General features: G+C 58.8%; 26 protein-coding genes and 4 pseudogenes. 20 read left to right on the forward strand and 10 right to left on the reverse strand.

Annotated elements, in window-relative coordinates:
• Positions 1 to 73: 73 nt before the first annotated feature.
• Positions 74 to 382 (reverse strand): annotated as a pseudogene (locus AC0QTX_RS23665) (IS6 family transposase); the annotation flags it as partial.
• A gap of 159 nt (positions 383 to 541) precedes the next feature.
• Here AC0QTX_RS23665 and AC0QTX_RS23670 point away from each other — a divergent pair.
• From AC0QTX_RS23670 to AC0QTX_RS23705, 8 genes are all read left to right on the forward strand, one after another.
• A complete protein-coding gene (locus AC0QTX_RS23670) occupies positions 542 to 1,264 on the forward strand; it encodes an IclR family transcriptional regulator (RefSeq protein ID WP_474606266.1) in 723 nt (240 codons plus the stop codon).
• Between the two features lie 527 nt (positions 1,265 to 1,791).
• Positions 1,792 to 2,991 (forward strand): hypothetical protein, encoded by a 1,200-nt coding sequence (locus AC0QTX_RS23675; protein WP_474606267.1) that lies wholly within the window; start codon positions 1,792 to 1,794, stop codon positions 2,989 to 2,991.
• A gap of 71 nt (positions 2,992 to 3,062) precedes the next feature.
• Complete coding sequence (locus AC0QTX_RS23680) at positions 3,063 to 3,725, forward strand: hypothetical protein (RefSeq protein WP_474606268.1); 663 nt, start codon at positions 3,063 to 3,065, stop codon at positions 3,723 to 3,725.
• Positions 3,726 to 3,730: 5 nt separating this feature from the next.
• On the forward strand, positions 3,731 to 4,696 hold the full coding sequence (locus AC0QTX_RS23685) for a membrane dipeptidase (protein ID WP_474606269.1): 966 nt from the start codon (positions 3,731 to 3,733) through the stop codon (positions 4,694 to 4,696).
• Between the two features lie 146 nt (positions 4,697 to 4,842).
• Complete coding sequence (locus AC0QTX_RS23690; RefSeq protein ID WP_474606270.1) at positions 4,843 to 5,829, forward strand: ABC transporter substrate-binding protein; 987 nt, start codon at positions 4,843 to 4,845, stop codon at positions 5,827 to 5,829.
• A gap of 29 nt (positions 5,830 to 5,858) precedes the next feature.
• The gene (locus tag AC0QTX_RS23695; protein ID WP_474606271.1) at positions 5,859 to 6,701 is read left to right on the forward strand and encodes an ABC transporter permease; all 843 of its coding nucleotides are present in this window, start codon (positions 5,859 to 5,861) and stop codon (positions 6,699 to 6,701) included.
• Positions 6,698 to 7,495: an ABC transporter permease gene (locus tag AC0QTX_RS23700; protein ID WP_474606272.1), complete on the forward strand. Its 798-nt coding sequence runs from the start codon at positions 6,698 to 6,700 to the stop codon at positions 7,493 to 7,495. The genes AC0QTX_RS23695 and AC0QTX_RS23700 overlap by 4 nt, the downstream gene beginning before the upstream one ends.
• A gap of 24 nt (positions 7,496 to 7,519) precedes the next feature.
• Positions 7,520 to 8,593 carry an ABC transporter ATP-binding protein gene (locus AC0QTX_RS23705; protein WP_474606273.1) on the forward strand — a complete coding sequence of 358 codons (1,074 nt, stop codon included), beginning with the start codon at positions 7,520 to 7,522 and terminating at the stop codon, positions 8,591 to 8,593.
• A 275-nt stretch (positions 8,594 to 8,868) separates the two neighbouring features.
• Here the strand turns inward: AC0QTX_RS23705 and AC0QTX_RS23710 are convergent, their stop codons facing one another.
• Positions 8,869 to 9,612, reverse strand: coding sequence for a LysR substrate-binding domain-containing protein (locus tag AC0QTX_RS23710; protein WP_474606274.1), 744 nt, complete (start codon positions 9,610 to 9,612; stop codon positions 8,869 to 8,871).
• Between the two features lie 112 nt (positions 9,613 to 9,724).
• On the opposite strand from AC0QTX_RS23710, the gene AC0QTX_RS23715 reads away from it, so the two are divergent.
• Positions 9,725 to 10,105 (forward strand): tautomerase family protein, encoded by a 381-nt coding sequence (locus tag AC0QTX_RS23715; protein ID WP_474606275.1) that lies wholly within the window; start codon positions 9,725 to 9,727, stop codon positions 10,103 to 10,105.
• A 179-nt stretch (positions 10,106 to 10,284) separates the two neighbouring features.
• On the opposite strand, the pseudogene AC0QTX_RS23720 reads toward AC0QTX_RS23715, so the two are convergent.
• The 3 genes and pseudogenes from AC0QTX_RS23720 to AC0QTX_RS23730 form a co-directional block, all read right to left on the reverse strand.
• Positions 10,285 to 10,365, reverse strand: a pseudogene (locus AC0QTX_RS23720) (IS5/IS1182 family transposase); the annotation flags it as partial.
• Between the two features lie 115 nt (positions 10,366 to 10,480).
• The gene (locus tag AC0QTX_RS23725; RefSeq protein WP_474606276.1) at positions 10,481 to 11,032 is read right to left on the reverse strand and encodes a GNAT family N-acetyltransferase; all 552 of its coding nucleotides are present in this window, start codon (positions 11,030 to 11,032) and stop codon (positions 10,481 to 10,483) included.
• A gap of 255 nt (positions 11,033 to 11,287) precedes the next feature.
• A complete protein-coding gene (locus AC0QTX_RS23730; RefSeq protein ID WP_474606277.1) occupies positions 11,288 to 12,211 on the reverse strand; it encodes a LysR family transcriptional regulator in 924 nt (307 codons plus the stop codon).
• Positions 12,212 to 12,315: 104 nt separating this feature from the next.
• On the opposite strand from AC0QTX_RS23730, the gene wrbA reads away from it, so the two are divergent.
• From wrbA to AC0QTX_RS23750, 4 genes and pseudogenes are all read left to right on the forward strand, one after another.
• Positions 12,316 to 12,942: an NAD(P)H:quinone oxidoreductase gene (gene wrbA / locus AC0QTX_RS23735; protein ID WP_474606278.1), complete on the forward strand. Its 627-nt coding sequence runs from the start codon at positions 12,316 to 12,318 to the stop codon at positions 12,940 to 12,942.
• Positions 12,942 to 14,150, forward strand: a complete 1,209-nt coding sequence (locus AC0QTX_RS23740) for an MFS transporter (RefSeq protein ID WP_474606279.1) — start codon at positions 12,942 to 12,944, stop codon at positions 14,148 to 14,150. The genes wrbA and AC0QTX_RS23740 overlap by 1 nt, the downstream gene beginning before the upstream one ends.
• A 66-nt stretch (positions 14,151 to 14,216) precedes the next feature.
• Positions 14,217 to 14,914, forward strand: a pseudogene (locus AC0QTX_RS23745) (IS6 family transposase).
• Between the two features lie 327 nt (positions 14,915 to 15,241).
• A complete protein-coding gene (locus AC0QTX_RS23750; RefSeq protein ID WP_474606280.1) occupies positions 15,242 to 15,433 on the forward strand; it encodes a hypothetical protein in 192 nt (63 codons plus the stop codon).
• Between the two features lie 447 nt (positions 15,434 to 15,880).
• On the opposite strand, the gene AC0QTX_RS23755 is transcribed toward AC0QTX_RS23750, so the two are convergent.
• Positions 15,881 to 17,137 carry an MFS transporter gene (locus AC0QTX_RS23755; RefSeq protein WP_474606281.1) on the reverse strand — a complete coding sequence of 419 codons (1,257 nt, stop codon included), beginning with the start codon at positions 17,135 to 17,137 and terminating at the stop codon, positions 15,881 to 15,883.
• The gene (locus AC0QTX_RS23760) at positions 17,134 to 17,712 is read right to left on the reverse strand and encodes an NADPH-dependent FMN reductase (RefSeq protein ID WP_474606282.1); all 579 of its coding nucleotides are present in this window, start codon (positions 17,710 to 17,712) and stop codon (positions 17,134 to 17,136) included. Before AC0QTX_RS23760 ends, AC0QTX_RS23755 begins: the two co-directional genes overlap by 4 nt.
• Before the next feature lie 80 nt (positions 17,713 to 17,792).
• Between AC0QTX_RS23760 and soxR the strand changes: the two genes are divergently transcribed.
• The 4 genes from soxR (at position 17,793) to AC0QTX_RS23780 (ending at position 20,248) form a co-directional block, all read left to right on the forward strand.
• Entirely contained in the window at positions 17,793 to 18,254 is a 462-nt protein-coding gene (gene soxR / locus AC0QTX_RS23765; RefSeq protein WP_474606283.1) for a redox-sensitive transcriptional activator SoxR, read from the forward strand.
• 324 nt (positions 18,255 to 18,578) lie between these two features.
• Positions 18,579 to 19,361 (forward strand): helix-turn-helix domain-containing protein, encoded by a 783-nt coding sequence (locus tag AC0QTX_RS23770; RefSeq protein WP_474606284.1) that lies wholly within the window; start codon positions 18,579 to 18,581, stop codon positions 19,359 to 19,361.
• A gap of 84 nt (positions 19,362 to 19,445) precedes the next feature.
• Positions 19,446 to 19,868 carry a VOC family protein gene (locus AC0QTX_RS23775; protein ID WP_474606285.1) on the forward strand — a complete coding sequence of 141 codons (423 nt, stop codon included), beginning with the start codon at positions 19,446 to 19,448 and terminating at the stop codon, positions 19,866 to 19,868.
• Between the two features lie 206 nt (positions 19,869 to 20,074).
• Positions 20,075 to 20,248, forward strand: a complete 174-nt coding sequence (locus tag AC0QTX_RS23780) for a hypothetical protein (protein ID WP_474606286.1) — start codon at positions 20,075 to 20,077, stop codon at positions 20,246 to 20,248.
• Between the two features lie 66 nt (positions 20,249 to 20,314).
• Here the strand turns inward: AC0QTX_RS23780 and AC0QTX_RS23785 are convergent, their stop codons facing one another.
• Positions 20,315 to 21,193 carry an aminoglycoside adenylyltransferase domain-containing protein gene (locus AC0QTX_RS23785; protein ID WP_474606287.1) on the reverse strand — a complete coding sequence of 293 codons (879 nt, stop codon included), beginning with the start codon at positions 21,191 to 21,193 and terminating at the stop codon, positions 20,315 to 20,317.
• A gap of 69 nt (positions 21,194 to 21,262) precedes the next feature.
• Positions 21,263 to 22,108, reverse strand: coding sequence for an aminoglycoside 3-N-acetyltransferase (gene aac(3), locus AC0QTX_RS23790; RefSeq protein ID WP_474606288.1), 846 nt, complete (start codon positions 22,106 to 22,108; stop codon positions 21,263 to 21,265).
• A gap of 361 nt (positions 22,109 to 22,469) precedes the next feature.
• Between aac(3) and AC0QTX_RS23795 the strand changes: the two are divergent.
• Positions 22,470 to 22,796, forward strand: a pseudogene (locus AC0QTX_RS23795) (transposase); the annotation flags it as partial.
• Positions 22,797 to 23,954: 1,158 nt separating this feature from the next.
• Positions 23,955 to 24,920, forward strand: coding sequence for an IS481 family transposase (locus AC0QTX_RS23800; RefSeq protein WP_474606289.1), 966 nt, complete (start codon positions 23,955 to 23,957; stop codon positions 24,918 to 24,920).
• Positions 24,921 to 24,959: 39 nt separating this feature from the next.
• Here the strand turns inward: AC0QTX_RS23800 and AC0QTX_RS23805 are convergent, their stop codons facing one another.
• Complete coding sequence (locus AC0QTX_RS23805) at positions 24,960 to 25,343, reverse strand: RidA family protein (RefSeq protein ID WP_474606290.1); 384 nt, start codon at positions 25,341 to 25,343, stop codon at positions 24,960 to 24,962.
• A 127-nt stretch (positions 25,344 to 25,470) separates the two neighbouring features.
• Between AC0QTX_RS23805 and AC0QTX_RS23810 the strand changes: the two genes are divergently transcribed.
• The gene (locus tag AC0QTX_RS23810; RefSeq protein ID WP_474606291.1) at positions 25,471 to 26,061 is read left to right on the forward strand and encodes a LysR family transcriptional regulator; all 591 of its coding nucleotides are present in this window, start codon (positions 25,471 to 25,473) and stop codon (positions 26,059 to 26,061) included.
• Positions 26,062 to 26,193: the final 132 nt, after the last annotated feature.

The raw sequence follows: 26,193 nt of genomic DNA on the forward strand, positions 1-26,193 counted from the left end.
CACCTGGACGGCTGATCCGGATGAAATCATCGCCGCCGTCAGGCGTGGGCACCAAGCGTTAGATTCGATCCACTAGCACATATCCATCCTGATAGACGGCTCGCCACAGCCAGTGCTTCTGGCCTGCTATGTTGATCACAGCCTCATAGAGATAGCGCATGTCATGGCGGCTTGGCGCTCTGTACTTGAGGCGGTGGGCATAAGCTGAGCCGAACTTCAGGGCGCAGCGGCGAACAGTCTAGTCGGAGACAACGATGCTGCGCTTGAGCAGCATCTCCTCAATCAATCGCAGGCCCAATGAAAACCTGAAGTAGAGCCATACCGTGTGGGCAATGATCTTGGGTGCAAAACGATAACGTTTGTAGCTGACAGGCTGTGGCATGCCCTCGGTCTTACTCTACAGGGACTAACCAAGAGGTATCATGCCATCAAAGGGCGAACTACGCGTCACTCAAACAAATAAGCCGGCAACTTTGGCGTTGACACACAGAAGATTGGTGCGAGTATAGAATACGTTGTATTCATATGAAAGACAACAGGGTTGGCTGTTCGTCCGTTATCTTCCGTGCTGAAGGCTTTCACCGCGTTGGACATCGTTGCGTCGTCCAACGAACCTCTGCGCTTGGCCGACGTGGCACGCATGTTAGGGGAGGCGCGAGCAACTACACTTCAACGACTGGTGACTCTTGTTGAAGCGGGCTGGATCGAACAGAGCGAGGACAATCGCTATCGGCTTAGCCTGAAAGTCCTGCACCATGCTGCCATTGCACTAGAGCAGGCAGGCATCGGAACACGTCTCGTGGATATTCTGCAGGACGTAGTAGCCGAGAGTGGCGAGACCGCTTCCCTGGCCATTCTCGACGGAACAGAGTCGGTCATCATCAACCGGGTCGAGTCACGAGGCTTACTGCGGGCCGATCTTCGGATCGGCACCCGACTTCCACTCTCAGACTCGGCGACAGGGCGGGTTCTCGTTGCTTATGCGTCGCCAATGACCTTGGACCGCATTAAGGGCTCCGGCGTTGAGGTTGGCGACCCCGCCATCTTCGCCGAGGTGCGCGAGCGCGGTTATGCCGTATCGGGCCCGCTAGGGCCGCGGACTGTAACGGCTGTTGCAGCGCCGGTCTTCGACTCCCGCGGCGATTGTATCGCCGCCCTCTCAATTTCGGGTCCAACCAACGGCTTCGATCCTGACCTGAGCTCCAGAATTGTCACGCACGCCGCATCCAGAGCAACAGCCCGCATCCGTGGAGCCAAAGAGTGACTGCAGTCCGAAAACTTGATCTACGGGAGAACCATCTCCTCCATCGATTAATGCGCCCCGCCTCGGAGCTAATGAAGCCCGAGCGATTGGCAGCCATCCAGCCGTCCCGGGTCAGTGCATCGCGCGCTCTCATGAACCAAGCGGTTCGTGAAAGTTGGCAAATCAAGTGCAAGCGCTTCGACATTGATGAGCGCGCTCGCGGCACAGCCCTCTATTTGATCGAGGCCGGAGGGTATCGGTTCTCATTCCCCGTCTACTCATTCGAGCCCTCGCCTGAAGGCCGCACAGGCCGGATCATCGGACGCGCATGGGACATGATGGGAGCCCTGATCGAAGGGGAGATCAGCTCTGAGGATCTGGAGACGACGCGCAGGGAGCTTCCAAAGCTCTATGAGGGTCGCGCCACGCCCGGCACGTTGACCTGGTGCCGCTCCAATCGCAGCGCCCGGTTCTTCGACTATGCTCTCGATGCGCTAGCGTCCGGCCGCCAGCCGGACGTGGCCCCATTGGGCAAGACCTGCTACCTCATGCGTAATACGGGACTCGACGGGAACGGAACTTTTGGCACCCGTAGCTTCCTGACGCTTGAACCCGGGCATCCTCTCAGGTGGTCACTGGCCGCGCAGATGCTCTCAGCCTACATGATGCGGGTCTTCGCCCAGGATCTGCTGCATCACCTCGCACGGCTTCGTTCGCCCCAAGCTGTACCGATGGCTCCAGAACTCGCCCGCTATCTAGGCGTCGGCAACGGCTCCGCACTTGGGCTCATGCTGTTCGTCAACAACCACCCCCGGCTCATCGACCGCTGGATTTTCATCCGGGAAGAGGCATTAGCCCGAGCAAAGATGCTTGTGCCCACGCCTGATGGCAGGGAAGTCGGCCAACTCATCTCGTTCCTGAAAAAGGCCATCCGCTTCCGGAGAGAGGATCGGGTGGTTTACGAGGCATTCACAAAAAGCGATGTCGTTGCCGACAATTTGGAGATCGCCTTGCACGAGGCCGAACTCCTGCTCGCCCGGTACGCAAGACAGGAGAAAGTGCCGGGACTGCCCTTTGCCGAACTCTGCCGGTCGCTGCAAGGACGCATTCATGACGAGGCGCTCGAGACTCTGCACTCCCTTCTGATTGAACTTGTCCCTGATGTCGCCGACGAACTCGTCCAGACCCTGGTGGTGGACGAAGAGGAGACGATCAGGCCGGAGATGACTGTCCGTCGGCTCCGGGAGATCGTCCATAGCGACTATGACTGGGCCTTCCGCATGGACTTGGAGTCGGAGTGTTCCAGACGGTATGTCTGGTATAAGTCCCGCACCGCAGAAGAGCCGCGAAGGGGGCCAAGAGAAGAGGTCGGCGAGGTCGTCAATCTTGGTCTTGATCTACCCAGACTGGTTGTGAGGCTGGACGCCGACCTCGCTGCGTCAGACGCTGGGAGTAGCGTGGCACGGTTCCTTCTCGCCCATCCCTGGCACCGCGGGATTGTTACCAGAGTCCAGGCACTTGCCGGACTGCCCTATCACTCGGTTCATGCCAACATCATGAGCGAGGACTTCGTGCCGGCTCATATCACACGCCTCCTCAATGTCGGCATACATGGCATCGACAAAGCACGCGACTTCCTGAACCGAAACCTCCGTGGCGTGCTGTTTCACGGTGCTCCGACGGCACAAGATCTCAATGAAGGTGGCGGCGACACACAATGGTTTTATCCCGCAGAGCCAATTCTATGACTGAAACTCCCGAGAACAGCAGAACCCTCTACGTAAGTCTGCGTGAATGCAGGATGGTGCTGGAGCGTCTCATGCATGTCGCGAACCTGGACCCAGGCCAAGTAGTATCGGCACGAGAATGTGCGCTCTACTCGGCAGCATTGGGGCTAGGCGGCTTCACAAACCTTCGCGCCAATATCGATCAGCTGAAAGTCGCAAGAGGCTGGGCAGTCACACTGGAAGAGAATGAGCAGTCGTTGAAGATCGACTGCGCCGGCCAACACTCCTGGATCGTAGCGCCTCTGCTGGCCGACCTGCTGGTCGATGCCAAGCGTCGCGGGAGACCCGACAACATTGCCATTGTCGGCCTGTTGGCTCGCGACGAGATCCCCGTGGTCGAGCCATTTCTGCAGCAGCAGGGCTTCATGGGGACGATCACCTTCGGCACCGGACCTGATGAACTGCAAATCTCGATACAGCCGCTGGCTTCAGCAAGAGCTCGCGATCTCCTTGATGAAGTTCGTCGGAATGGGTTGCCCGTTCAGGATGCACTCTGGTGGGAACTCTTTCAGCTGTCCAGCGAAGCCCTGGCGCCCGACTCGTTCGAGTCGCGCAGGCACGCCGGCGCAATCATCGTCGAAGCCGATGGCCGGGTCATCGGCAGACAAGATGAGGACGACACCGACCTCTCCCTGCTCGCGGAGCAGTTGCGGGGCTCGGTTCAGGATGCAGCACCTTCTCAAAGAACGGACTAGCGACGATGCTGATAGACGGACTTCAATGCGGTCACTTCGCACGGGACGTGTTCCAGGATCTCAAGCGCGGAGGCTTTACGTGCGTGACCCCGACACTGGGGTTCTGGGAAGGCACGATCGAGTCCCTCGACGCTATTAGTCAATGGCGAGAGCTGGAGCGCTCCTCATCCGACCTCATTCTTATCGCAAGGAACCTTGCGGATATCAAGAAAGCTCACGACACCGGGCGAGTGGCTGTTCTGCTCGGATTCCAGAACACCAATCTCTTCGAGGACCGTATCGCGTTCGTTGAGTTGTTTGCGGAGCTCGGAGTTCGGGTCGTGCAGCTTACCTACAACAACCAGAATGAGCTCGGCGGTAGCTGCTACGAGGAGAGCGACAGCGGTCTTTCGCGGTTCGGCCGAGAAGTCGTCCGCGAGATGAATCGAACCGGAGTTTTGATTGATCTCTCGCATGTTGGAGACCGGACCACTCTCGACGTAGTCCGGTTCTCTGAACGGCCAGTGGCAATTACGCATGCCAACGCTGCAAGCATCTTTCCCCACAAGCGGAATAAGAGTGATGCGGTTCTGAAGGCCCTCAAGGAGAATGGCGGAGTGATCGGATGCGCCACATACCGCAACATCACCCCGGAAGACGCATGTGCCACCGTTCAAGGCTGGTGCGAAATGGTTGCCCGAACGGTTGAAATCGCAGGGATCGACCACGTCGCAATCGGAACCGACGAAGGTCACAACACCACCCAGGCCGACCTGGACTGGATGAGAAAAGGCCGTTGGACCCGCGGAGTTCAATACGGTGCGGGGTCAGAGGCCAGACCCGGAAAAGTCGCAAAGCCCGAATGGCTGTCCTCGCCCGGTGATCTCGGCATCGTCCACGACGGACTGGCAGCTGTCGGCTTTTCTGCCGAAGAGGTTCAAAAGATCACATCGGGGAACTGGCTTCGGGTTTACGGCGCGGTCTTCGGGTGAAGAAGGATCGGCCCCAGAAGAAGCCAAGACGGGATGGCGAATCACTGTACGGGAGGACGAGGATGACCAAAGAGAATTCGACTCAGACCAAAGCCAAAATATCCCGCAGATCGTTCCTGGCCGCTGGGGCAGGAGCGGTTCTATCTATGCCCTTCGTCAAACGTGCCGAGGCAGCCGAAAAGGTGCTGTACGTCAACACATGGGGCGGCCTGTGGGAAGAGGTCGCCCGGGATGTCTGGTTCAAGCCCTTCACGAAGGAGTCCGGTATCGAAATTCGGACCGTTTCCCCGGTTTCGTTCGCGAAGCTGGCCGCGCAAGCCCGCACGGGAACCTACGAGTTCGACGTGACAACGTTGGGTGTTGCGGAGCTTGGACGGGCGTATGCAGCAAAGATCATCGAGCCGGTCGAAGGAAGCGCCCTTGACCAGTCGAGCCTCTGGGATGGCGCCGTGGCAATGAATGGCGTGAAGTCTCACGCCTTTTCCAACGCAATCGTCTACCGGAAGGATCACTTTCCGAACGGTGGGCCTCAGAATTGGCGGGACTTCTGGGACGTCCAGAAGTTTCCGGGATCGCGGTCACTCCAGCGCTATGCTGCTCGGACCATTGCATTTGCTCTCCTTGCGGATGGTGTGGCTCCTGATAAGCTCTTTCCCTATGACCTCGACCGGGGCTTCGCCGCCTTGGATCGGCTGAAGCCCGATCTTCGAGTCCTATGGACGCAGGGACCACAGTCCGCCCAGCTCGTTCGCGACGGCGAGGTCGAGATGATCGGAATGTGGACCGGACAGGCGGGCAAGCTCGTCGAGGCGAATGTGCCCGTTGAAATCGTCTGGAACCAGGCGCTTCTCGATCAGGCGTTCTGGGTTGTCGCCAAGGGAACCCCGCGCGCGGAGAACGCCTGGCGCTTTATCCAATCGGCTGTTCGGCCAGAGAGGCTTGCCGAGTTCTGCATCAGGGACAAGAACGGCCCGCTCAATCCTAAGGCATTTGACTTCATTAATCCTGAGCAGGCAAAGCTGATGCCGACCTACCCCGCCAACTTCAAGCAGGCAATCGTTCTGGACCCCGAAAAGATCGCACCGCAGCTCGACGAGCTCAATCAGCGCTTCGATCGCTGGATCTCAAGCTAGCGACGTCTGGAACAGGGGAGGCGACGGCAATGAAGAGAAGACGGTGGAAACACACAAGTCCGCTTTTGCTTGGCTTGCCTGCCGGCATTTTCCTGCTGGCGTTCTTCGTTGTTCCGCTGGCGTACGTCACTCTCTTGAGCTTCACCGAACCCACGTGGGGAATTAGCAACTATCGGGATCTCTTCAGGTCCCGATTATTCCTGGCGACTTTGGCGAATACCTTCTGGACGGCCAGCGTCGTCACTGGCCTGAGCCTCATCCTTGCCTATCCTCTCGCCTACGTTGCCGCGACATCCAAAGGGACAATAAGCCGAACGATCCTCCTGGTCGTCGCGCTGAGTTTCTGGACAAGCTATCTTGTCCGGACTTATGCGTGGATGGTGATCCTCGGCGTTCAGGGCCCCCTTCCTGCCCTCATCGCAGTCTTCGGTTACTCACCGCCACCGCGTCTTCTCTTCACGAACTTTGCAGCTACCCTCGGTATGACCCACGGACTTATCCCATTCATGACGATGGCACTCTTTGCGGTCATGAAGCGGATCGATCCTAAGCTCTTGGATGCTGCCGGCAGTCTCGGGGCGAGACCGTGGCGGGTATTCTGGCATATCTATCTTCCGCTGAGCGCTCCGGGCATTGTCAACGGTATCACGCTCGTCTTCATTACCTGCCTTGGCTTTTACGTGATGCCGGTCCTCCTCGGCAGCCCACGCGAGCAGACCATCGCCGGACTGATCGGAGACCGTATGGAGCAGGTCCTCGACTTTGGGGGAGCCGCGGCGATGGCTCTGATCCTCCTGGCAGTCTCGCTTGGCCTTTTTAGTCTCTACAGCCGCTTTTTCGGGATGGATCGTCTTTGGGGAGGACGAGCATGACGCTGGTTCGCATCGCCGCCATTCTTGTCGCCACCTTTCTGGCAGCCCCGCTCCTGGTTGTGGTGCCGATGTCGTTCAGCACTGCGCCGTCGCTCCAATTCCCGCCACCGGCCCTCTGGCTTGGGTACTACGAGCGGTTTTTCTCGGACCCGAATTGGACCGGCCCGCTTCTCAATAGCATCCTCATCGGCGCCGCGACCGCAGGCTTGACAATGGCCGTTGCGGTTCCCGCCTCGTTTGCTCTCGTCCGCTACCGGTTTCCGGGGAGGAGCATGTTCAACCTTCTCCTAATGACGCCCCTTATCGTGCCACACATCGTGATGGCACTCGGCTACTACATTTACTTCGAAGAGCTGCGACTGCTGCAAAGCTATCTCGGCGTCATTCTCGCACATACCTGTTTTTCGATCCCGGTCGCGATGCTGATCATTACCGCGGCGCTAAAGGGTTTTGATCTCTCGCTGGAACGGGCAGCCATGAGCCTGGGTGCACCTCCCCTCACAGTGTTTCGCCTCATCACAATGCCGATCCTCGCCCCTGCTTTCGCGATTGCCGGCTTGTTTGCCTTCATCCACTCGTTCGACGAGACTGTCGTCTCCCTCTTCATCTCGGGGCGAGACGTAGCAACGCTGCCACGCCAGATGTTCAACAGCTTCCGGATGGAGGCAGATCCTGTGATTTCGGTAGCATCCTCGCTGTTGCTCGCCGCGGCTCTCATCGGCGTCATGGTTCCCGTCGCCGTACGGTCGGTTCGACGGACCCTCAACAGCCGGCCATCACCCATCGCTTCCTGACCGCCGACCAAAGGCTCTGACCCCATGGCTGCCCGTTCTCTGTCTCTCTCAAACCTGGTCAAACACTACGGCGGACTCCAAAGAGCCGTAGACGACATTTCGCTTGACGTTGCCCCGGGCGAGTTCATCACATTCCTCGGTCCTTCAGGCTCGGGCAAGACGACGACCCTGATGATGATTGCCGGGTTCCAGGAACCGTCGGACGGTCAGATCAACATCGCTGGGCGATCCGTCGGGCACATCCCACCATATGAGCGCAATATCGGTGTCGTGTTTCAAAACTACGCGCTGTTCCCCCACATGAGTGTGGTGCACAATGTTGCGTTCCCGCTGAAGATGCGTGGGGTAGCCAAGAGGGAGAGGCAGCTAAAATCCATCGAGGCGTTGGCACGAGTAGGCCTAGAGGGTTTCACCGACCGCCACCCAGGTGAGTTGTCGGGTGGGCAACAGCAGCGCGTCGCCCTTGCTCGTGCTCTTGTCTTCGAGCCTGACCTAATCCTTTTGGATGAACCGCTTGGGGCCTTGGACAAGAATCTTCGGGAGCACATGCAGCTCGAGCTCAAGCGGATTCACCGCGAGGCTGGGGTGACCATGATCTATGTGACCCACGATCAGACCGAAGCAATGACAATGTCGGACCGGATTGCCGTATTCAACTCCGGCAAGATTGAGCAGGTGGGCACTCCACTTGATATCTACTTCGAGCCGAAGACAAGGTTCGTTGCATCATTCGTGGGCGACAGTAATCTCATCGACGCCGAAATCATTGGCAATGATGGTTGTGTCAGGACTCAAGGCCTTGGTCAGTTCAGCGTTGATATCAAAAATCACAGGCCCGGTGACCGGATAAGCCTTCTCATTCGACCGGAGATGATACGGCTGCGGACAGAAGATCGCCGAGATCCGAATGCTCATTCCTGCCATTTCAAAATCGAGTCTATGGTCAACTATGGTGATAATATCCTCGTAATAGGCACGGCAGGAGGGGCGAACCTGCGTGTTCGGGTTCCCGGCCTCGACGGTAAATGGCTGCGTGACGGGATGATGTGTATTGCGGAATGGAACCATGACAACATTCATGTCGTGTCTAGCTCCTAAACGCAGGTGACCTAACCGGGATTTTGAACCAGGTGCGTTGAGAGGGCATTATGACATTAACTGCCACTAAGCGCACTTAGTGGCAGTTAGAGCATCGGATGAGAAATCAGATCTGATGAATTCTGCATCTCAGTCATCTCGAACCTGCGTGTGGTGCGTCCACTTATCGGTCCGACGCTCTAATGTGACAATGCCGGTTGACCTGCCTTCCAGAGAAAGCTGACTCTCTCAGACCTGCCCAACACAAAAGTCTGACTCAAGCTCTATTAATGGTATCAAGACGAGCAACAGTTTGGCACGTGAGGCGGAAGACCGAGTGTCGTCCGGACGGTGATACCAAGACCTGCCGATGCTGCTGCCCAAAGTCCAGCGAGGCTCGGTGATGTCAGAGCAAGCCGCCACCGTCGTCTACTCATTTCAACGGCTTCCAAGGCCTCCTTGCGAAAGACACAGGGTGCCTCAAATAACGCGAGCGGAAGTTCATCGTCTTGTCTTGCAACAAAACTCCTAACCCCAATCCAAACCATCGGGAGGCGCTTAATGAGCACCGCGTTCTGTGGCGGATTTCCCCATAGAAGCGCGAGATCGAGTCCACGATTCATGATTCGGTCAGTGAGATTGTTGCTCCGATCCACCCGCACCTCGACTGAAACTGAGGGATGAATACGTGCGAACTGCGCGAGCACTCCAGGCAGCCAAGTCTCTCCAAAGTCCTGCGGCACACCAAACCGCACGGTTCCTTCAACCGCGACCCCACGGGCTGCTGTTAACGCCTGATCGTTCAACTCCAGGATGCGACGTGCGTAGACGAGAACAATGTCACCCGCATCAGTGAGTGCCAGACCACGGCCTTGTTTCCGGAACAGCGGTCGACCCAGACAATACTCGAGCCTACGCATTTGCAGGCTTACCGCCGATTGAGAACGACCTAACCGCTCGGCCGCCCTAGCGAACCCTCCATGATCCATTGCCACCACAAGGGTGCGCAAAATGTCCATATCGAGGGTTGCGAGCTGCATCGTTTAATTCCCCCAAAGTCTTGGTTTTAAACTATCAAATTTTCTCAAGTGAGGGGAGACCGTAGACTAAGCGCGCAATGCTCATCCTCGAAAAGGGCAAAGGGCGACATCAATGCCTCTGATTCAAGTATTACTACGAGCGGGTAAGTCTGTTGATTACCGGCGTGCAATTGTTTCTGGCATATATGAGGCGCTAAAGGAAACATTCGACGTCCCAGAGGGGGACCTGTTCGCGACCATTGTTGAATTAGATGCCGAAAACTTCGTATATGATCGCCATTTCTTCGATATTGAGCGAAGCGACGATTTTGTAATCGTGCGAGTTACCGTGAGTAATACGCGGACGATAACTCAGAGAATGGCTCTCTTTGGGCAAATTGCGGCGAGACTCTCTCATAACCCGGGCATACGCGCAGAAGACGTTTTCATCAGCATCGTCGAGGTTGAGAAAGAGAACTGGTCCTTTGGGCTTGGTATAGCGCAGCGGGCCTAGCCAGCGGCAGGCAGGTGGCTCTTAGGCTCAGGAAGACGGTACCTACTGCAACGTATTCTCGATGACGTTAGCGCGCTCCTAAACACTGGTTTTGGGCAGAATAGAAACCTCGTAACCAAGTGCTGGATAGACATGCAACAGGCGAGAATGCTCCGCTTCCGCGGCCTCAAGCCCGTGCCGCTGAACCACGCCAGTGTGCGCTCCACCACCCAGCGATCGCAGCCCAAGCGCTCGCTGACGTCTACGTCGCGGCGGGCAATTGAACGAGGACCAATCTTGTAGCGCTCATATTCTGGTCAATCAGCGCGCCATCGACCAGATAGGCACTTTGCCGAATGCCAATGGGTTTCATCGATTCAGCCCCGCTACTGGCCCTCATGGGTCGACTTCACGCCGCAACACGATGATCTCGGAATCCATGTACGTGGCCCACCCAGACGGGCGGTAACCGCACTTCTCGGCCACGCGCAGGGATGTCGTATTCTCTGGAGCGACGATGCAGACGGTCGACATACCACCACGGCGATCCATCCATGCGAGCGCCGCACGAACCGCTTCAGTGGCATACCCCCTGCCGTGAAACACGGGATCGAGAACCCAGCCGATCTCCGGGTTGTCACCAAGCGGAGGCTCGACCGTGCGCTTGTAGTTGCCGAAGCCAACATCACCGACGAAGCGTCCCGATGCTTTCTCCACGACGGCCCAGTAGCCGAAACCCATCAGGCGCCAATGTCCGGCATAGCGCAGAATCCGCCCCCAGCTTTCTTCCATGGTAGACGGCTTGCGCGTGATATGCTCGACGACCGATGGATTGCTCCACATCGCGAACCCCGAAGCGAGGTCGTGCTGATGGTGGCCTCTGAGAATTAGGCGCGGGGTCTCCAGAACAGGCGCCTCTATGGTCGGCGGTGGCTCCGGTTGCGGCATAAGGTGTCTCCAATCAGTCATTCAATTGCTGATCTCTCCGTTCGGATTTGCCTTGAGTCAAGACTAGAAGTGCAGCTAGTGGCGCTCGACATTACACGGCCTGGAAACTGGATTGCTTCGTTCAAACGACGGACAAGCGCGTTCGCTCTGAACAACAAAAGGCTCATCCTTGCTGTTGTTTGAGCAGGTCAACAATCCAGCCGGATTGGTTGGGGAGCATCTCGGGAAGAGGCCACAGAATTCCGGTGGCGTTTGCTACCGAGTGCCGGATGGAACCGCGGTCATTTGCGCCAATGCTGTGCGGAACGCATGAGCGGCAGGCCCAAGCGGCTCGTCCAGCCGGTGGGCGATATACGCCTCAGAGGACACCTGCCCCTTCCGGCCGAGCGCCGTTGTGGCCACGCGCACCAGGCGCCCTTCCCTCAGATCACGCTGCACCTGCCAGACCGGAAGGCGGCCCCAGCCCAAGCCTGCCAGGATCATGGCATGCTTGGCGTCCTGGCTGCTGACACGACAGGTCTGGGGTGACAGAACACCGAAACTGCGCCCTTCCGACAGGGGCGTGGGATCGCCCAGAACAATCTGAAGATAGTCGGCAAGATCGGGTAGGCCGATATCCTCACTCTTTGAGCGCAGGCCTAGCGGATGCAATGGTGAGACCACAGCGACCTGTTCTATGGAGGAGATAGCTTCGAGTGCAATCCGCGGATCACGGAAGTCCTCGCCTACGACAATGGCAAGCGCGCTGCGCTTCTCGATCAGCGACGTGATCGGCCCGCCCAGCGGCTCGACCGCCAGCCGGATCGACACTGAGGGATAGGTCACGCGCATCTCCGTCAATGCCGCTCCGACGGTTGCGATCGGGAACAGGGTGTCAACCGTGAGGGAAAGCTCGATCTCGACACCTTCACCAAGATCACGGGCTCGCGCTCGCATGGCATCGACCCTGAGGAGAATGTCACGGGCGTTGGCCAGCAACGCCTGCCCCTCGGGCGTCAGCACCGGCCGATGCCCACTCCGGTCGAACAAAGCGACGCGGAGTTCAGCCTCCAGGTTGGCAATGGCGTGGCTGACGGCGGATTGGACCCGGGACAGCCGCGCAGCGCCTGAGCGGAAGCTGCCACTGTCCGCCACTGTCACGAAGGTTCGCAGTTGGTCCAGGGTCAGCACATCCAGCATGATCTATTCCGTCGATCAAACCCATCGATCTTATCTCACTCCCGCATATCAAGCATAGGCGTATCCTCCCTGCAACTCATCGAAGAAGCAGCAGAGGAAGATCAATGACGAAGGTGCTGGTGCTGTATTACTCGTCCTACGGCCACATCGAAACGATGGCGCAAGCCGTTGCCCAAGGTGCTCGGGATGCCGGAGCTGTCACCGTGGTCAAGCGCGTTCCGGAACTTGTCCCCGACCACATTGCCCAGAGAGCCGGGTACAAGCGCGATCAGCCGGCTGAGATCGCGACTGTTGCCGAAATGGCCGATTACGACGCGATCATCTTTGGCACGCCCACGCGCTTCGGCAATATGGCATCCCAGATGAAGAACTTTCTCGACCAGTGCGGCGGCCTCTGGTTCGAGGACAAGCTGGTGGGCAAGGTCGGGAGCGTCTTCACCTCCACCGGAAGCCAGCATGGTGGACAGGAAAGCACAATCCTGTCCGTCCATAACGTTCTGTTCCACCTCGGCATGGTGGTTGTCGGACTGCCGTACACCTTCAAGGGCCAGAACCGGATGGACGAGATCACCGGCGGCTCACCCTACGGTGCCTCAACGTTGGCCGATGACGGCAAAGGGGGAGATCGCCAGCCTAGCGCCAACGAACTGTCAGGAGCAAGCTTTCAGGGCTACCACGTTGCCACGATCGCTCGCGCCTTGGCCGCTGCCCGACTGAAAGAGGCGGCGTGATGACCACAGCAGCGTACGCAGAGATCCCGCGGAACACCCATTGGGGCGTTGTCAGTGTGGTGGTGGGGGCCGGCATCCTCACTGCGGTCCAGCTTGGCAAGGCGGCCATTGCCACCCCCCTGCTGCGGGTGGACTTGGGCCTTGATCTCGCGGCTGCCGGTTGGCTGACCGGGATCTTTGCCGTTCTTGGTCTCGTCGGCGGGATCCCCGCCGGTACACTCGTCACTCGCGCTGGCGATCGCCGGGTCCTGATCCTGGGCCTCGCATCGATCGTCCTAGGCACCATCATCGGCGCGACCGCACCTGGATACTCCGTGCTTCTCGCATCGCGGGTTCTGGAAGGCCTCGGCTTTCTTCTCGTCACTGTTGCCGGCCCTGCCATCCTGAACCGGATCGTGGGGGACGGGCAGCGTGACATTGCCTTCGCGCTGTGGAGCTGTTTCATGCCAGCCGGCATGGCGCTTGCCATGCTCGCGGGCCCGCTGTTCAGCGACTGGCGCACGCTCTGGTGGGGCAATGCAGGTCTGGCGGCAGCAGCCATCGTGGCGGGGTTGGCGATTGTCCCGGCTGCACCAGAACGCGTGTCAGTCTCGTGGAGGAGCGCGGCATCCGATGCGCTGCGGGTGCTGACAAGCAGGGAGCCCGTTCTCCTGGCAGCTTGTTTTGCCTGCTACAGCCTTATGTTCTTTGCCCTGTTCAGCTTTCTCCCGGTGCTGCTGATGGAGCAGATGGGGATCGCGCACGGTACCGCCGGGCTGCTCAGTGCTCTGGCCACCGGCGCGAACATCATCGGCAATCTCGCGGCGGGCTACCTGCTCGCTCGTGGCACCAGTCGCTCTGTGCTCCTCTCCGGGGCGTACCTGATTATGGGTATTACCGGAATCGGTATTTTCCTGCAGGTCTTTGGCGATACGCCGACCTTCCTGCTCTGCATTCTATTCTCCGGTGTTGGCGGACTGATCCCAGCCACCCTGAACTCATCGGCGCCGCTTCTAGCACCATCCGCTGCACTTGCTCCTGTGATCATCGGTCTGGTGATGCAGGGCAGCAATCTCGGCCAGGTAATCGGTCCTGTCGCAGTCGGTGGCGCAATCGGGATCTATGGGTGGGCGACCGCTGCGGGAATCGTTCTGATCGCTGCCCTGATGGCTACTATCACGGCGATGGTCACCAACTTCGATGACAGCCGGATCGGTGAGACCGCGTGAGGAGAGGACAATCCATGGAGCGTCTGTTCGATCATCTCTATGCCGTTGGAGCTGAGACGCTGAGTTTTGCTCCGACATTCCAGGGGCGGGCATTTCAATCGATCCGCGATCCTGCTCTGCGTGCGGTGGTACTTGGCCTAGAATCTGAGCCTTCGGAACTTGGAGGGGATGATCGCTGAGCGCGGCATCTCCGTCGACTATGCGACCATTCACTGATGGGTTATCCGCTACGCGCCCGAACATCTGAAGCGCTTTAACTCACGTAAGCGCCACGCCACGGGCAGATGACTCATCGATGAAACCAACGTTAAGGTCCCCGGACGATGGATGTACCTGTATCGAGCGATCGACAGAAACGGCGACACGGTCGAGTTCTGGTTCAGCGAACGCTGCAATCTGGATGCAGCCAAGCGTTTCCTACGCAAAGCCCTGAAACGGCATGGCCGGCCTGAACGGATCGTGATCGACGGCAGCCAGACGAACCGGGAAGCCATCCTGTCCTGCGATACTACAGACCGGCTCCAGAATCGATCAAGGCGCCGCCTGAACCCATTCGCATCCGGCAAAGTGCCTACTTGAACAATCGAATTAAGCAGGATCATCGCGCCATTAAGAGGCGGGTGCGGCCGATGCTGGGCTTCCAATCCGTTAGCACTGCTCGTGGCGTCATTGAGATGATACACATGATGCGTAAGCAGCAGGCGAAGTGCGCCTACAATCCACAGCCGTCATTGGCGGAACAGTTCGATCTGCTCGCTACCTGAGTACGTCATGAACACCTGCTCCTCTCTCGCCCCTGCTCCGGATTTGCGACGAAGCCAATGCTCGTGGTGTGAGTGTCCCCGCAAACAGCACATCGGTATGCACCTATTACCGCTTGAGTCCATCGCCCTGCAGTAATCACGCAGGCGAGATCAACTATTGTGCGTCTAAGGGGTAGTCGAAACTACTGAACTCTGATATTGAACATGCCCCGCGGATCTTCCGCACGGTTCACAGCCCCAGCCAGAGGAGGCGTTACATGTTTATGCGACTTTGCACGTGCCAACGCGCCGCTCTCCTCGTCACATCCTTTGCTGCTGGTGGCTCCGATGAAACCGACCGTATTCCCTCTGCCCTTGGTAGGGTTAGCATTCCGCTTTGAGTTCATTCGCGTTCCGCGCAAGCCCGCGAATGATCACAAGCAGCCCGTACTGACCTTCGAGTTGGTCGAGGCGCTGAAGCGGGAAGTCAGCCCTCACATTCTGCGCGACATAGGCGTCGACAGGAGTCGGACTGATTAGCGGTCCGGCTGACTTGTCTTCTCCGATGATCGCGCTCGCGACTGATCGTGTGCGGTGCCACACATCGGCACGGAAGAGCCGTGTCTACATAGATCTTGCGATGCCGGAACACATCGCAAGCGCTCTGGTGGGAGGTCTGGTGCTCAGCCTCCTGCCGGGGCAATTCTGCTTGTGCACAGCCTGAGATTGAACCGGCGGAACACGTTAGGCATTATCCTGACGTGGTGTTGCAACCGGCATCATAACATTCGCCCTGACAGGGAACTCCGTATGGCTACCTCTGTCAGGGCGTTTTCGGTTGATTTGCGTTGACGCGATTTCTAAGCGTTCGATCTTCCGAGCCGCGGTCTCTCCCTAAATCGGCCGCAGGCGCCTTGGTTGAGGTTTTCAGACAGCACCTCCGCCAAGGCGTTTTCTTGAGTGTTATGCGATCAAGGCTAGTGTCGCTCAATCGAGGTCCAGTTTTGCAGGCTCGCGCTTGCTCAGTATCACTCCCACAATTGCTATCGATGCTGACGCTATCAGTGCTGTCCCCATATCCCGGAACGTAGCCTGATAGCCGAACCATTCAATCCAAGACTGGCTCACCAGCGAGGACAGAAACTGACCCAAGAAGATGCTGGCTGTCAGCCCGCCGGCAATACGCCCGCGGGATGATGGAGGAGCAATCAACATCGCACCTGCCATGAGGCTGGGCATGATTCCGCTCATGCCAACTCCTGTGATCACAAGCCCGGCGAGAACCAGACTGTGTGAGGCAGCGGAAGCCATGACGTAATAGCCGGCGGCCATGAGGCTGAATCCGAGGACAAACATCCCCAGAAGCGGGACATGCTGCCTGACCTTGCCGTAGACCAATGAGGTGATCGCACTCGAGAGAGTGAACACCCCGATCGTCACGCCAATGAGACTCGGCGCATTGACGCCGAGTGAGTGCAGGTAGAAGGGGAGCTGAGTCGGAATGAGGTAGAAGATGACACTGTTGAAGGCACCTGCCAGATACAGCGCTGTCACAGCCATCAAGGGAATCCTCGATAAACCTTCAGAACCGGATAAGCGTTCCCCGCGCTTCGGTTCCGCCAGATGAACCAGGACGGCAGGCAGGACTAGGAAGGCGAAGCCATAGATAGCAAACGGCATGCGCCAGCTGGCTTCTGCCAAAAGGCCTCCAACGGTCATGAACAGCAGGCCTCCTATGCCGGTAAAGGCGGCCTGCCAGCCCATAAAGCGGTCCCGCTCGGCCCCGGAGAACAAGTCACCGACGAGGGCAGTTGAGGCCGTCATGATCCCGGCTACCGCCGCACCAAGCAGGGCTCGACCGACTAAAAGACCGTGCAGGCTGTCGAGCACAAGACCCGACAATCCGGCAAAGCCGTAAAGGAGGATAGAACTCACAAGCACCCGCCGGCGGCCAAACCGATCAGTCAGGCTTCCAGCCACAGGTGCCACGATGGCGATAACGAGGGCTGGCATGGTGACAAGGAGCCGCGTCAGCAGAGCCGCACTCTCAGTGGCAGCGAACGTCGCTTCAATCGCGGGCAGGGCAGGGGAGATTGCCGTCGCTGCCATGATCGTCAGGGCGCTGACAAAGAGCAGGGTGAGGGTGGGGCCGCGTGGATGCCGCTGAGCCCCAGCATGGGAAAGGCTCTGGTCACGAGCCGGGACAGCGGACCCCGCCAGCTTCGTAGGGCTTACCGGATTCATGCCGCCACCTCACCGTAGGGGACCACCTGGCGCGCCTCGCGCAGAACCTGCGCCCACCAGCGCAGACGCGCCAGCATAGTTGCCATGGCTTTGCGAGGCTCATCAGGCTCAAGCAGGCGCCCGTTGGCATCGAACTTCACCCAGGGATTGGCGAAACTTACGCTGTCCCGCAGCGTCACGGCATGCAACTCGGCAAAGACTAGGCGCAGTTGTTCGACCGCCCGTAGGCCTCCCGAGATGCCGCCGTAGGACACGAAAGCCACGGGCTTGGCCTGCCACTCGCGATGAGCTGAATCGATTAGGAACTTCAGCGGGGCAGGGTAGCCATGGTTGTACTCTGGCGTGACGACGACAAAGGCATCCGCCGCACCCAAACGCCGCCTCAGTTCCGCCAGGGCGGCAGCATCGTCCTGCCCCTGGCTAGACGGTAGCCCCAACTCGGCTGGATCGATCACATCGAGGTGGAAATCATTCCGGCACCAGATCTCCTCGGCCGCCCAGTTCGCGACGGTGTCGCAGAAGCGGCCTTCCCGTGTGCTGCCGTAGATCAGCACAAGCTTGAGGGGGGTATTCATCGCGTCGTCTCTCCATGATTGCCTATGGGGAGACAGGTTGATAAAACCTCAAGCAAAGTTGAGGTCAAGAGGGATTTTGCATGGCCAGGGTGACCCCCGAGTCATTCCACCGGGAACTCACGGTGGGCGAAGTGGCAGACCGCAGCGGCGTGCCCGTATCTACGCTTCACTTTTATGAGCAAAAGGGGCTGATCCGCAGTTTTCGCAGCCAAGGCAACCAACGCCGCTACGCACGCGAGGTGCTGCGCCGCGTAGCGATTATCAAGGTGGCGCAGCGGACTGGCATCCCCTTGGCGGAGATCCGCGAAGCGCTCGCGACCCTGCCCGAGGGCCGCACACCGACGGCGGGCGACTGGAGCCGGTTATCGGCGCAGTGGAAGGCGAAGCTGGATGAACGGATCGCCCGGCTTACACGTCTGCGGGATCAGCTCACGGACTGCATCGGTTGTGGCTGCCTGTCGACAGCGGCATGTCCGCTGCGCAACCCCTTCGACGAACTCTCTGAACAAGGTGCAGGCCCCCGTCTCCTGGATCCTTCGTAATCCAAACGGACGCTTAATCAGATCGCTGGTGAGGATGTCACATCAATGAATTTGTCTTGCCTGCACGGCTCCTTGCACAACCACCCGATCATGCCTTTCAACGACCTAAACAAGGATGGCCTAGGGGCAAAATAGTCTTTACTTGCTTGATGTAACGGCGACCCACAGGCCCCTCTCGGAGGTCGCAACGGTGCGATGCATTGCTTACGGATCAACCATCGAGCAGCCGCTTCTTTGGTGGGCCATGTTTCGGCCTATTGAGGATGATCCTTCCGAGTGGCATGTTGCCGATGGCCCGGGACCGTTCAGGAGGGTTGATCTGTCATGCCGCGTGAACATGCGCCGACTCTGGCCAGCCGGGCCGGGCGCTATGTGGAGGCCTCTCCAATCCTCCGTCTGCTCCCACATTTCCAGTGCGTGTGGATGAGTTCAGTTTTCCCGGACCATTCGGGACCTGTTGCGGTCGTTCCCGACGGCTGTGTCGATCTCCTCTGGCGGGACGATCGGTTCACGGTCGTGGGTCCCGACATCACTGCTGCGACTCCAGAACTGGCGCCGGGCTCCATCGTTCTCGGCATTCGCTTCAGACCAGGATCGGCAGCCAAGTGGTTGGGACAGCCTCTGACGGAGATCGTCGGGCGGGAAGTTCCGATGGCAGAGTTCTGGGGAAATGCGGCCGACTGCATCGCGGATAGGATCAGAGCGGCGTCCTCGACGAGAGACAAGCTCCGCGTCTTGCAGGAACTTGTGGCCGCCGAGGCACTGAGGGTGGAGCATCAGCGCCAAGAGGCAGCGATGATCTTTGAGTTCCTCAAGGCCGACGCGAGTGCCGACGGGCGCCAGATCAAGACGCTGCGCGAACTCCTTGGGGTCAGCGAGAGAACCTTGCGCCGCCAGTGCCATGAGCTTTTCGGCTACGGCCCGAAGACCCTCGACCGGATCCTGCGCTTCCAGAGATTCCAGGCTCTCGCGCGAACGGATGCCGATGAGGGACTGGCCCTCCTCGCGCTCCGCGCCGGGTATGCCGATCAGGCCCACCTCACGCGCGAGGTCCAGTCCCTCTGTGGGATGACAGCAGGCGAGTTCGTGCGCCAGTTGATGGCCTGAGTGGCCGTTTTGTTCAAGACGGCTCCGTCTGGCACAGCCATGCTGTGGCCCGTTGTGGCGGTCAGAACAGAGAGCGGAGGACGAATGAAACCACGCATTTCGGTGTTGACGCTTGGGGTCGATGATCTGGAACGGGCTGTTGCGTTCTACCGCGATGGTCTTGGGCTTCCGACCGAAGGCATCGTTGGTAAGGAGTTCGAGCACGGAGCGGTCGCCTTCTTCGACCTTCAGTCCCAGGTGAAGCTGGCCGTGTGGGCTCGTGACGATGTTGCCCACGACACGGGACTGCCGAAGACACCTCCGTGCCCGACGGGTTTCACGATCGGGCACAACGTGTCCCGCAAGGACGAGGTGGACCAGGTGATGGAGCAGGCCCGCAAGGCTGGAGCTAAGATTCTGAAGCCAGCCCACGACACGTTCTGGGGCGGTTACGCAGGCTACTTCCAAGATCCCGACGGGCATGTGTGGGAGATCGTGTGGAACCCTGCCTTCGTTCCCGTGGACTGAGTCTGGCTCACGTCCTGACGAGCGGCCGCTATCGGATCGCCTTCCAGGATCATCTCCGGTGGCTGGGTCGGAGTTGATCGGAATTTTCCCGACTAAAAAGTACGCAAATTCAGCAGGTTGAAAGGCTTCTAGGGGTCTTTGCTACCAAATGCCTGATATTTGTTTAGAAAGCTAAATGTCTGACTCAAATTGGCCACGGGTCGGCGGTGGCGCTGCATTTCTGCCTGCAGAGCCTCATTGCGAGCATTGGCGGAACGCTGGCCGTGATCCGCTTGCAAGGTGACACCGCATGGCCGCTCGCAACCTCCTCGTCGATCATGGCAGTCATCGTACTGATCGCTCTGGGACGGTTGCGCTACCGAGGACGCGTGCGGGCGTAATCCAACGAGAAGTCGGGCGCGTCGCCCGACTTCTCAAACATCTTAGATATCAAGAGCCTCGGTTGGCTACAGCCCATCCGACAGTTTTCCCCCGTGTGCCGCGCATGGCGCGGTCCTTCGTTCCGGCCACACTTTCGCTGCCGTAAGCGCGTCGGCTACGACATACCGCATCAACTTGAGGCCATCGAGACAGCGTGACACCGATAGCTCTCTGACTTTGCCGCTCCTCACCAACAATGCGTCCTGGATAACGGAATGCCACTGTGCTGGATATTGGTTTAGCCCCCATTGTCCCGCCTCGGACTTAGAGACAATGCGGCCCGTACCAAGGGTGCAGGCGATCCGCAGGCTTCCAAGGACGCCCCAGGCCAAGACCGCGGCATCCACGGCTTCATCAGCTGTCTTGCGAGCAAGAGCCGTGCTGCCCTGTTCAATCCAAGGCTCCCAATAGGTTCTCAGATTGTTGATCTGAAAAGCCACGAGCGCGGCGGGATCCGTCGCAACGGCAAAGGTCTGTGGTGGGCTGCCCCGCACTGTAATTCCATGTTCGGCCAAGCAGAGCCAAGTCGCCGGGTTGATCTCGAAGCAGGGGTCCCCGGCGCGAAACACCCCATTGACGCTGAAGGGAGCCTGTTCGTTGAGGGCCGGCACTCGCCCAAGCTTTGCCCGTTCGATGTAGAAGCCGTCGAAGTGCGGACCCTCTGATGCTGCCATGGCGGTGTGGATCCGAGCTAGACTTTCAAGCTGGGACTTGGATGGGACGTCGGCAACCAGTGCAACGAAGTCGACGTCGCTTAGTCCCTCCTGGAAATCGCCGAGGGCGACAGAGCCAACAAGATAGACACCCTGAACGAAGGTAGCGTCCTCTGTCTTAAGGAGTGCGAGGTACTCGCGAACTCTTCGGGTCACGCCTGCTGGCAAAGCCGCAGAGTTTTGTCTATCCATCGCCACCTCGTGGAAATACGCTGTTTCTCTGAAAATGGCCGAACTAATAACCTCTGGAAGGCGCTTAAATCAAAATGGTGTACCTTCTCCGCCAGTCGGCTCTCCCGAACTGTCAACGTGATGCGCCAACCAAGTAACGGCGAACGCGCATACGGCTGCTGCATCAACAAGTACTGATGGCGCCTCGCCAACCAAGCCCTGCGTACCGCGCCCGCTGGCGAGGAACTCCCGGACGATCAGCGCGAAATAGTCGTCATCGAGATCGGCGACAACTGGCACCGAAGTGTCGAATTCCTCAATCATGCGCCATGTCACGCCTTCAGGTGCGGCCAAGGGCACCTCGTAGCGGCGCAGGCGCTTGTTTGGGATGGCTGCTAAATGTTCGGCATGATGGAGCAGCGTCATCGTATCGAGCGGGGCACCGACCAGCAGCACCTTCCCGCCCGCCTCCACTAGCTTGGCAAACGGCGATCCCGCTCCATAGCCGTAGTCGAGGGGGTGGTCCGCAGTAATCCAATCGGCCCGGGCGCCTATGGCCGCGACAGAGGCGCCCGGATTGCCGCTGCGCCGCGTACCAGGGGTCGTGCGGATGAACTCGGCGAGCACTCCGTTGTCGCGGATCGCACGGGAGGCGGAAGGATCGAAAGGCGGAATGTGCGGGCGCCATTCGGGCGGAACACACCCGTCCTCGCCCAGCAGCTCATCGTAAGCCCCGTCCCAGTCGGTATAGGCGAGAATGGTGCCGGAAGGCCCAACCGCGTCTAGTAGGGCTCTGATGAGCGCGTCCGGCCCGTTGAGCAGCCGTCCCACCCGGCTCATGGCAGCGTGCACCATGATCATGTCACCGGCATGCACCCCGAGATGCTTCAAATCGTTGCTGAGTGAGGCGCGGGTGTGGAAGGCTGACGCTGTCATCCGCAAACCATCGCAGGTTGGTCTTCGTCCGTCTATGGGTTGTACGGCTGACTGCCGAGCAATGGAAACACCCGCGACCACAACTGCCCGCGCGGTGCCGGCTCTCAATCGTGTCCTTACGCCATCGGACACATGACGACTTGGCATATCCCGTCTTCTGGGCCAGCATTCGCCCATGTCTTATCCTCGACTATTTGTCATCACAGGTGCGATGGCCGCTGGGAAATCGGTTCTGACGCAAACTCGAAGTATAAGCATATCTCAGCGCGATTTTTGGTCTCGACGGAGGCGCCAAGTCGTTGATTCCCCTGCAGCTGGCCAGCGCGAACTCGCTAGTATATGCAAGTAAAAACCGAGTTTGCGACAGAACCGCCCTGAGATCTTCAACACCGATCAAGGGAGCCAATTCACCAGCCATGACTTCACCAACGTGCTGCTCAAGAATGACATCGCGATCAGCATGGATGGCAAGGGCGCCTGGCGCGACAACGTCTTTGTCGAGCGGCTGTGGCGCAGCATCAAATACGAAGAGGTGTATCTGAAGGCCTATGACAGCGTGTCCGAGGCCCGCACCTCGATTGGCCGCTATCTGACCTTTTACAACAGCCGGAGGTCTCATTCATCCCTTGACCGGAGGACACCCGATCAAGCCTACTTTCATCCGCTGCCGCAGCTCGCGGCAGCCTAACCCCGGCAGACGCTCCACTTATCCGACCGAAATCGCTGTTCAGACAAACCGAGCCACCTCAATACCTCAATACACCTCATCCGGAACGTTCAAGCGTTGTTCCGGAAGCAATGATGATAAAGTGAGTCCTTCAGCACCGAAATAACTTTGGGCTTGGGTCCAGGCTTAGCTTGTCACACTGGTGTCACAGCGGATGGGACAAACACCCTATATTGCGGTCCCGCCTTCCATCGCCTCAGTAATCTTAAGTTCAGTTAAGGGCGAGGTTAGGTCATTCAGGCCTCCAGAGGCCAGACTACCTCAGTCCAAGGAAGGACAGGATAGCAAGGACAACGACGATAGCTCCGATAATCCAGATGATCCTGTTCATACCGTGGAGCTCCTGGGAGGGACTGTCTGAGCTAACCGCTATGCTGAACGTGCGTTCCCGCACCGCCAATAGAACAACCCAAGGGCATCCTCTTGATAGCGTTATTGCCTCCTGCCCTGGGGAGATAGACAATGACTGTCAGAGCCTCAAAGTTCCTTTCTTCCGCGAATGACAACTTTGCCTTTGAGCGGGTTCGCCCACCCATCCCTGTATGGTTTGCAGGAACGGTAGTAGTGATGAACATCCTCTCGGCGGTGCTGTCGCTGATAGCCTGAGAATGCCCTGACCACGTTTGTCCCGACATGCCCACCTCAGGAAACGGCGATGGAACACATGAAGGTAGTATCTGCTGCTATCGTCCTCATGAGCATGGGGTCTAGTGCATTAGCCCAAGGCCGTCCCCTGACCCTACAGATGTCCTGTAATGGGGCACGGCAACTGGTTTCTTCTCAGGGGGCTGCTGTCCTCAGCACTGGCTCCACGACTTATGACCGTTATGTCTCAGCGGTGACCCAATGTGTGCGGGGAGAGACCTTAAACCCTGCTTGGGTCCCGACGGCGGATACTCCTCAGTGTCTCGTTGGGTATCGCTGTGTGGAACGCACAAGGCCATCAGGGGGCTGAGGATTCGGGCAGTCGTACGCCTTCTAGCCTGACGATGCCTCCACAAAGTGACTGTAGACCTGAGGCACCATCGTCGTTGTGACAGACCCCTTTGAGGGCCTCGCGGGTTGTTTGATCCGAGGGTTTGATGGTGCATTCTTATCGCCTGAATGGAGGGATGCTCTATGGGCCAGGTTCTCCACGGCAGCGCCACCACGACTGAGGCGGTCCGTCGCGCAATCCAGAATAGTCAAGAAAGCCTGAGGGCCCTGGCCACGCGCCACGGCATCAACCAAAAGACCGTCGCTAAATGGAAGAAACGCACCTCGGTCGCTGACCTGCCCACCGGTCCCAAGAGCCCAAAGTCAACTGTCCTGTCAGCCGATGAGGAGGCCGTCATTGTTGCCTTCCGCCGGCACACGCTCCTGCCGCTGGATGACTGCCTTTATGCCCTCCAGCCCACGATCCCGCACCTGACACGCTCGTCGCTGCATCGCTGCCTGCAGCGTCACGGGATTGGGCGCTTGCCGGATGTGGAGGGCGACAAGCCTGCCAAGAAGAAGTTCAAGAGCTACCCCATCGGCTTCTTCCACATCGACATCGCCGAAGTGCAGACTGCCCAAGGAAAGCTCTATTTGTTTGTGGCCATTGACCGGACCAGCAAGTTCGCCTTTGCCCAGTTGGTGGAGAAAGCCAACCGGGTCACCGCCTCGGCCTTCCTGGTGGCCCTGATCGCGGCCGTGCCCTACAAAATCCACACGGTGCTCACCGACAATGGCATCCAGTTCCGGCTGCCGCCGCGCTATGCTGATGGCCCGACCGCCCGCTACATCACGCATATGTTTGACATGCGCTGCCGCGAGAACGGCATCGAGCACCGCTTCACCAAGATCAATCATCCCTGGACGAACGGGCAGGTGGAGAGGATGAACCGCACCATCAAAGACGCAACGGTCAAACGCTATCACTACGACAGCCATGACCAGTTGCGGCAGCACCTCAATGACTTCATCTCAGCCTACAATTTCGACCGGCGTCTGAAGACGCTGAAGGGCCTCACACCCTACGAGTACATCTGCAAGATCTGGACAGCCGAGCCAAAACGCTTCAGGCTCAATCCACTCCACAAAATGCCGGGACTGAACACCTAGGGCATGTCTGCAAAGCCCTACTTCAGGACTGCGTTTCGGTCAGGCAGCTGCAACCGCCTCAATCTCCACCAACCACGCCTCGTCAAAGATTCCGGCGACTACGACGGTCAACGCCGTCTTTCGACCATTCAGGATTTCGTTGCGCACCGACCGGTTCAACAGAGCGTAGCTACGATCAGCCAAATAGGTCCGGTGCATAACCAGATTGTCGAGCGTCATGCCGGCTGCCGCGAGCTGCGCCTCGACATTCCGCCAAGCTAGTCTGCACTGAGCCTCGAAGCCCCCGGGCACAGTGCCGTTCGCGTCGACAGGTGTCTGACCACTGACAAAGAGCAGGCGCTCGTGGCCCGTGATCTCAAGAGCTTGCACGTACCCCGTCGCCGGAACCGGCACGGTGTGGGCATTGATTGGGCGAACCTGCATCTATCTCTCCTATGAGCGAGTGCCTCCTTGTGCAGCGAGGCGCCTATCGTGTTCAAACGATTGTTTCTCGACATTTGGATTAGATTTTCTATTGTGAGCCCCAGATGCTGATCGTCTCGAGGCTCCCATGAGTTATAGATTTCCGCCCCTCAACGGCCTGCGTGCCTTCGAGGCTGCCGGTCGCCACCTCAGCTTTAAGCTGGCGGCGCAGGAACTCTCGGTTACGCCAGGGGCAGTGAGCCAGCAGATCAAGCACCTGGAGGAGGTGCTCGGCCTGCCGTTGTTCCAGCGCCTCCATCGCAGCCTCGTTTTGACAAGCCACGGGGAGGCGCTTCTGCCCGGCGTCAGTGACGCCTTGGAACGCCTCTCGGCGGCCGCTGACGCCCTCACGACCGACCTACAAGGGAGGGTCCTACGCCTGGGGATCTCCCCTTTGTTGACGGATGACCCTGAACAGTTGCTGGCAAGCCTTGCAGGTACTAAGCGAGCCCCTGCCTACGTGCGGGCGACCTCTACAGACGACATGGCAGACCTTCTGAGCGGCGCGGTTGACGCTCTCCTGCGCCCTGGACCGGGCCCTTACCCTGGAATGCATTCGGAGATGCTGGATCTGAATCCGGCATTCAAGCCGCATGCTCGGGCATCGTTGGTGATCTGGCCGGGACTGGCGAAGTGTCGAGAGTTCCTCAAAGCGAAGACGCTCCTTCAACCGGCGTAATTGTTCGTGACCCAGCGACGTTCGAGGACGCACGCCCTGCTTTTAGGTCCCCGACCTCTCGCATGAAGGCAGTGACACATTATGAACTGACGGACGAGCAGTGATGGCGCTTGAGGCCGCTTCTGCCGCCGG

This window comes from Microvirga sp. jy35 (genome assembly GCF_056148915.1).

What these genes read in the sequence shown, in the direction of transcription:
- AC0QTX_RS23750 (WP_474606280.1), top strand. Translation starts at nt 15,242, where the DNA reads ATGAAACCGACCGTATTCCCTCTGCCCTTGGTAGGGTTAGCATTCCGC.
- AC0QTX_RS23805 (WP_474606290.1), bottom strand. Translation starts at nt 25,343, where the DNA reads ATGCAGGTTCGCCCAATCAATGCCCACACCGTGCCGGTTCCGGCGACG.
- AC0QTX_RS23710 (WP_474606274.1), bottom strand. Translation starts at nt 9,612, where the DNA reads ATGCAGCTCGCAACCCTCGATATGGACATTTTGCGCACCCTTGTGGTG.
- AC0QTX_RS23810 (WP_474606291.1), top strand. Translation starts at nt 25,471, where the DNA reads ATGAGTTATAGATTTCCGCCCCTCAACGGCCTGCGTGCCTTCGAGGCT.
- AC0QTX_RS23705 (WP_474606273.1), top strand. Translation starts at nt 7,520, where the DNA reads ATGGCTGCCCGTTCTCTGTCTCTCTCAAACCTGGTCAAACACTACGGC.
- AC0QTX_RS23725 (WP_474606276.1), bottom strand. Translation starts at nt 11,032, where the DNA reads ATGCCGCAACCGGAGCCACCGCCGACCATAGAGGCGCCTGTTCTGGAG.
- AC0QTX_RS23730 (WP_474606277.1), bottom strand. Translation starts at nt 12,211, where the DNA reads ATGCTGGATGTGCTGACCCTGGACCAACTGCGAACCTTCGTGACAGTG.
- AC0QTX_RS23785 (WP_474606287.1), bottom strand. Translation starts at nt 21,193, where the DNA reads ATGGATAGACAAAACTCTGCGGCTTTGCCAGCAGGCGTGACCCGAAGA.
- AC0QTX_RS23760 (WP_474606282.1), bottom strand. Translation starts at nt 17,712, where the DNA reads ATGAATACCCCCCTCAAGCTTGTGCTGATCTACGGCAGCACACGGGAA.
- AC0QTX_RS23690 (WP_474606270.1), top strand. Translation starts at nt 4,843, where the DNA reads ATGCCCTTCGTCAAACGTGCCGAGGCAGCCGAAAAGGTGCTGTACGTC.
- AC0QTX_RS23770 (WP_474606284.1), top strand. Translation starts at nt 18,579, where the DNA reads ATGCCGCGTGAACATGCGCCGACTCTGGCCAGCCGGGCCGGGCGCTAT.
- soxR (WP_474606283.1), top strand. Translation starts at nt 17,793, where the DNA reads ATGGCCAGGGTGACCCCCGAGTCATTCCACCGGGAACTCACGGTGGGC.
- AC0QTX_RS23775 (WP_474606285.1), top strand. Translation starts at nt 19,446, where the DNA reads ATGAAACCACGCATTTCGGTGTTGACGCTTGGGGTCGATGATCTGGAA.
- AC0QTX_RS23740 (WP_474606279.1), top strand. Translation starts at nt 12,942, where the DNA reads ATGACCACAGCAGCGTACGCAGAGATCCCGCGGAACACCCATTGGGGC.
- AC0QTX_RS23675 (WP_474606267.1), top strand. Translation starts at nt 1,792, where the DNA reads ATGCGTAATACGGGACTCGACGGGAACGGAACTTTTGGCACCCGTAGC.
- AC0QTX_RS23680 (WP_474606268.1), top strand. Translation starts at nt 3,063, where the DNA reads ATGCATGTCGCGAACCTGGACCCAGGCCAAGTAGTATCGGCACGAGAA.
- AC0QTX_RS23695 (WP_474606271.1), top strand. Translation starts at nt 5,859, where the DNA reads ATGAAGAGAAGACGGTGGAAACACACAAGTCCGCTTTTGCTTGGCTTG.
- wrbA (WP_474606278.1), top strand. Translation starts at nt 12,316, where the DNA reads ATGACGAAGGTGCTGGTGCTGTATTACTCGTCCTACGGCCACATCGAA.
- AC0QTX_RS23715 (WP_474606275.1), top strand. Translation starts at nt 9,725, where the DNA reads ATGCCTCTGATTCAAGTATTACTACGAGCGGGTAAGTCTGTTGATTAC.
- AC0QTX_RS23700 (WP_474606272.1), top strand. Translation starts at nt 6,698, where the DNA reads ATGACGCTGGTTCGCATCGCCGCCATTCTTGTCGCCACCTTTCTGGCA.
- AC0QTX_RS23755 (WP_474606281.1), bottom strand. Translation starts at nt 17,137, where the DNA reads ATGAATCCGGTAAGCCCTACGAAGCTGGCGGGGTCCGCTGTCCCGGCT.
- AC0QTX_RS23685 (WP_474606269.1), top strand. Translation starts at nt 3,731, where the DNA reads ATGCTGATAGACGGACTTCAATGCGGTCACTTCGCACGGGACGTGTTC.
- AC0QTX_RS23800 (WP_474606289.1), top strand. Translation starts at nt 23,955, where the DNA reads ATGGGCCAGGTTCTCCACGGCAGCGCCACCACGACTGAGGCGGTCCGT.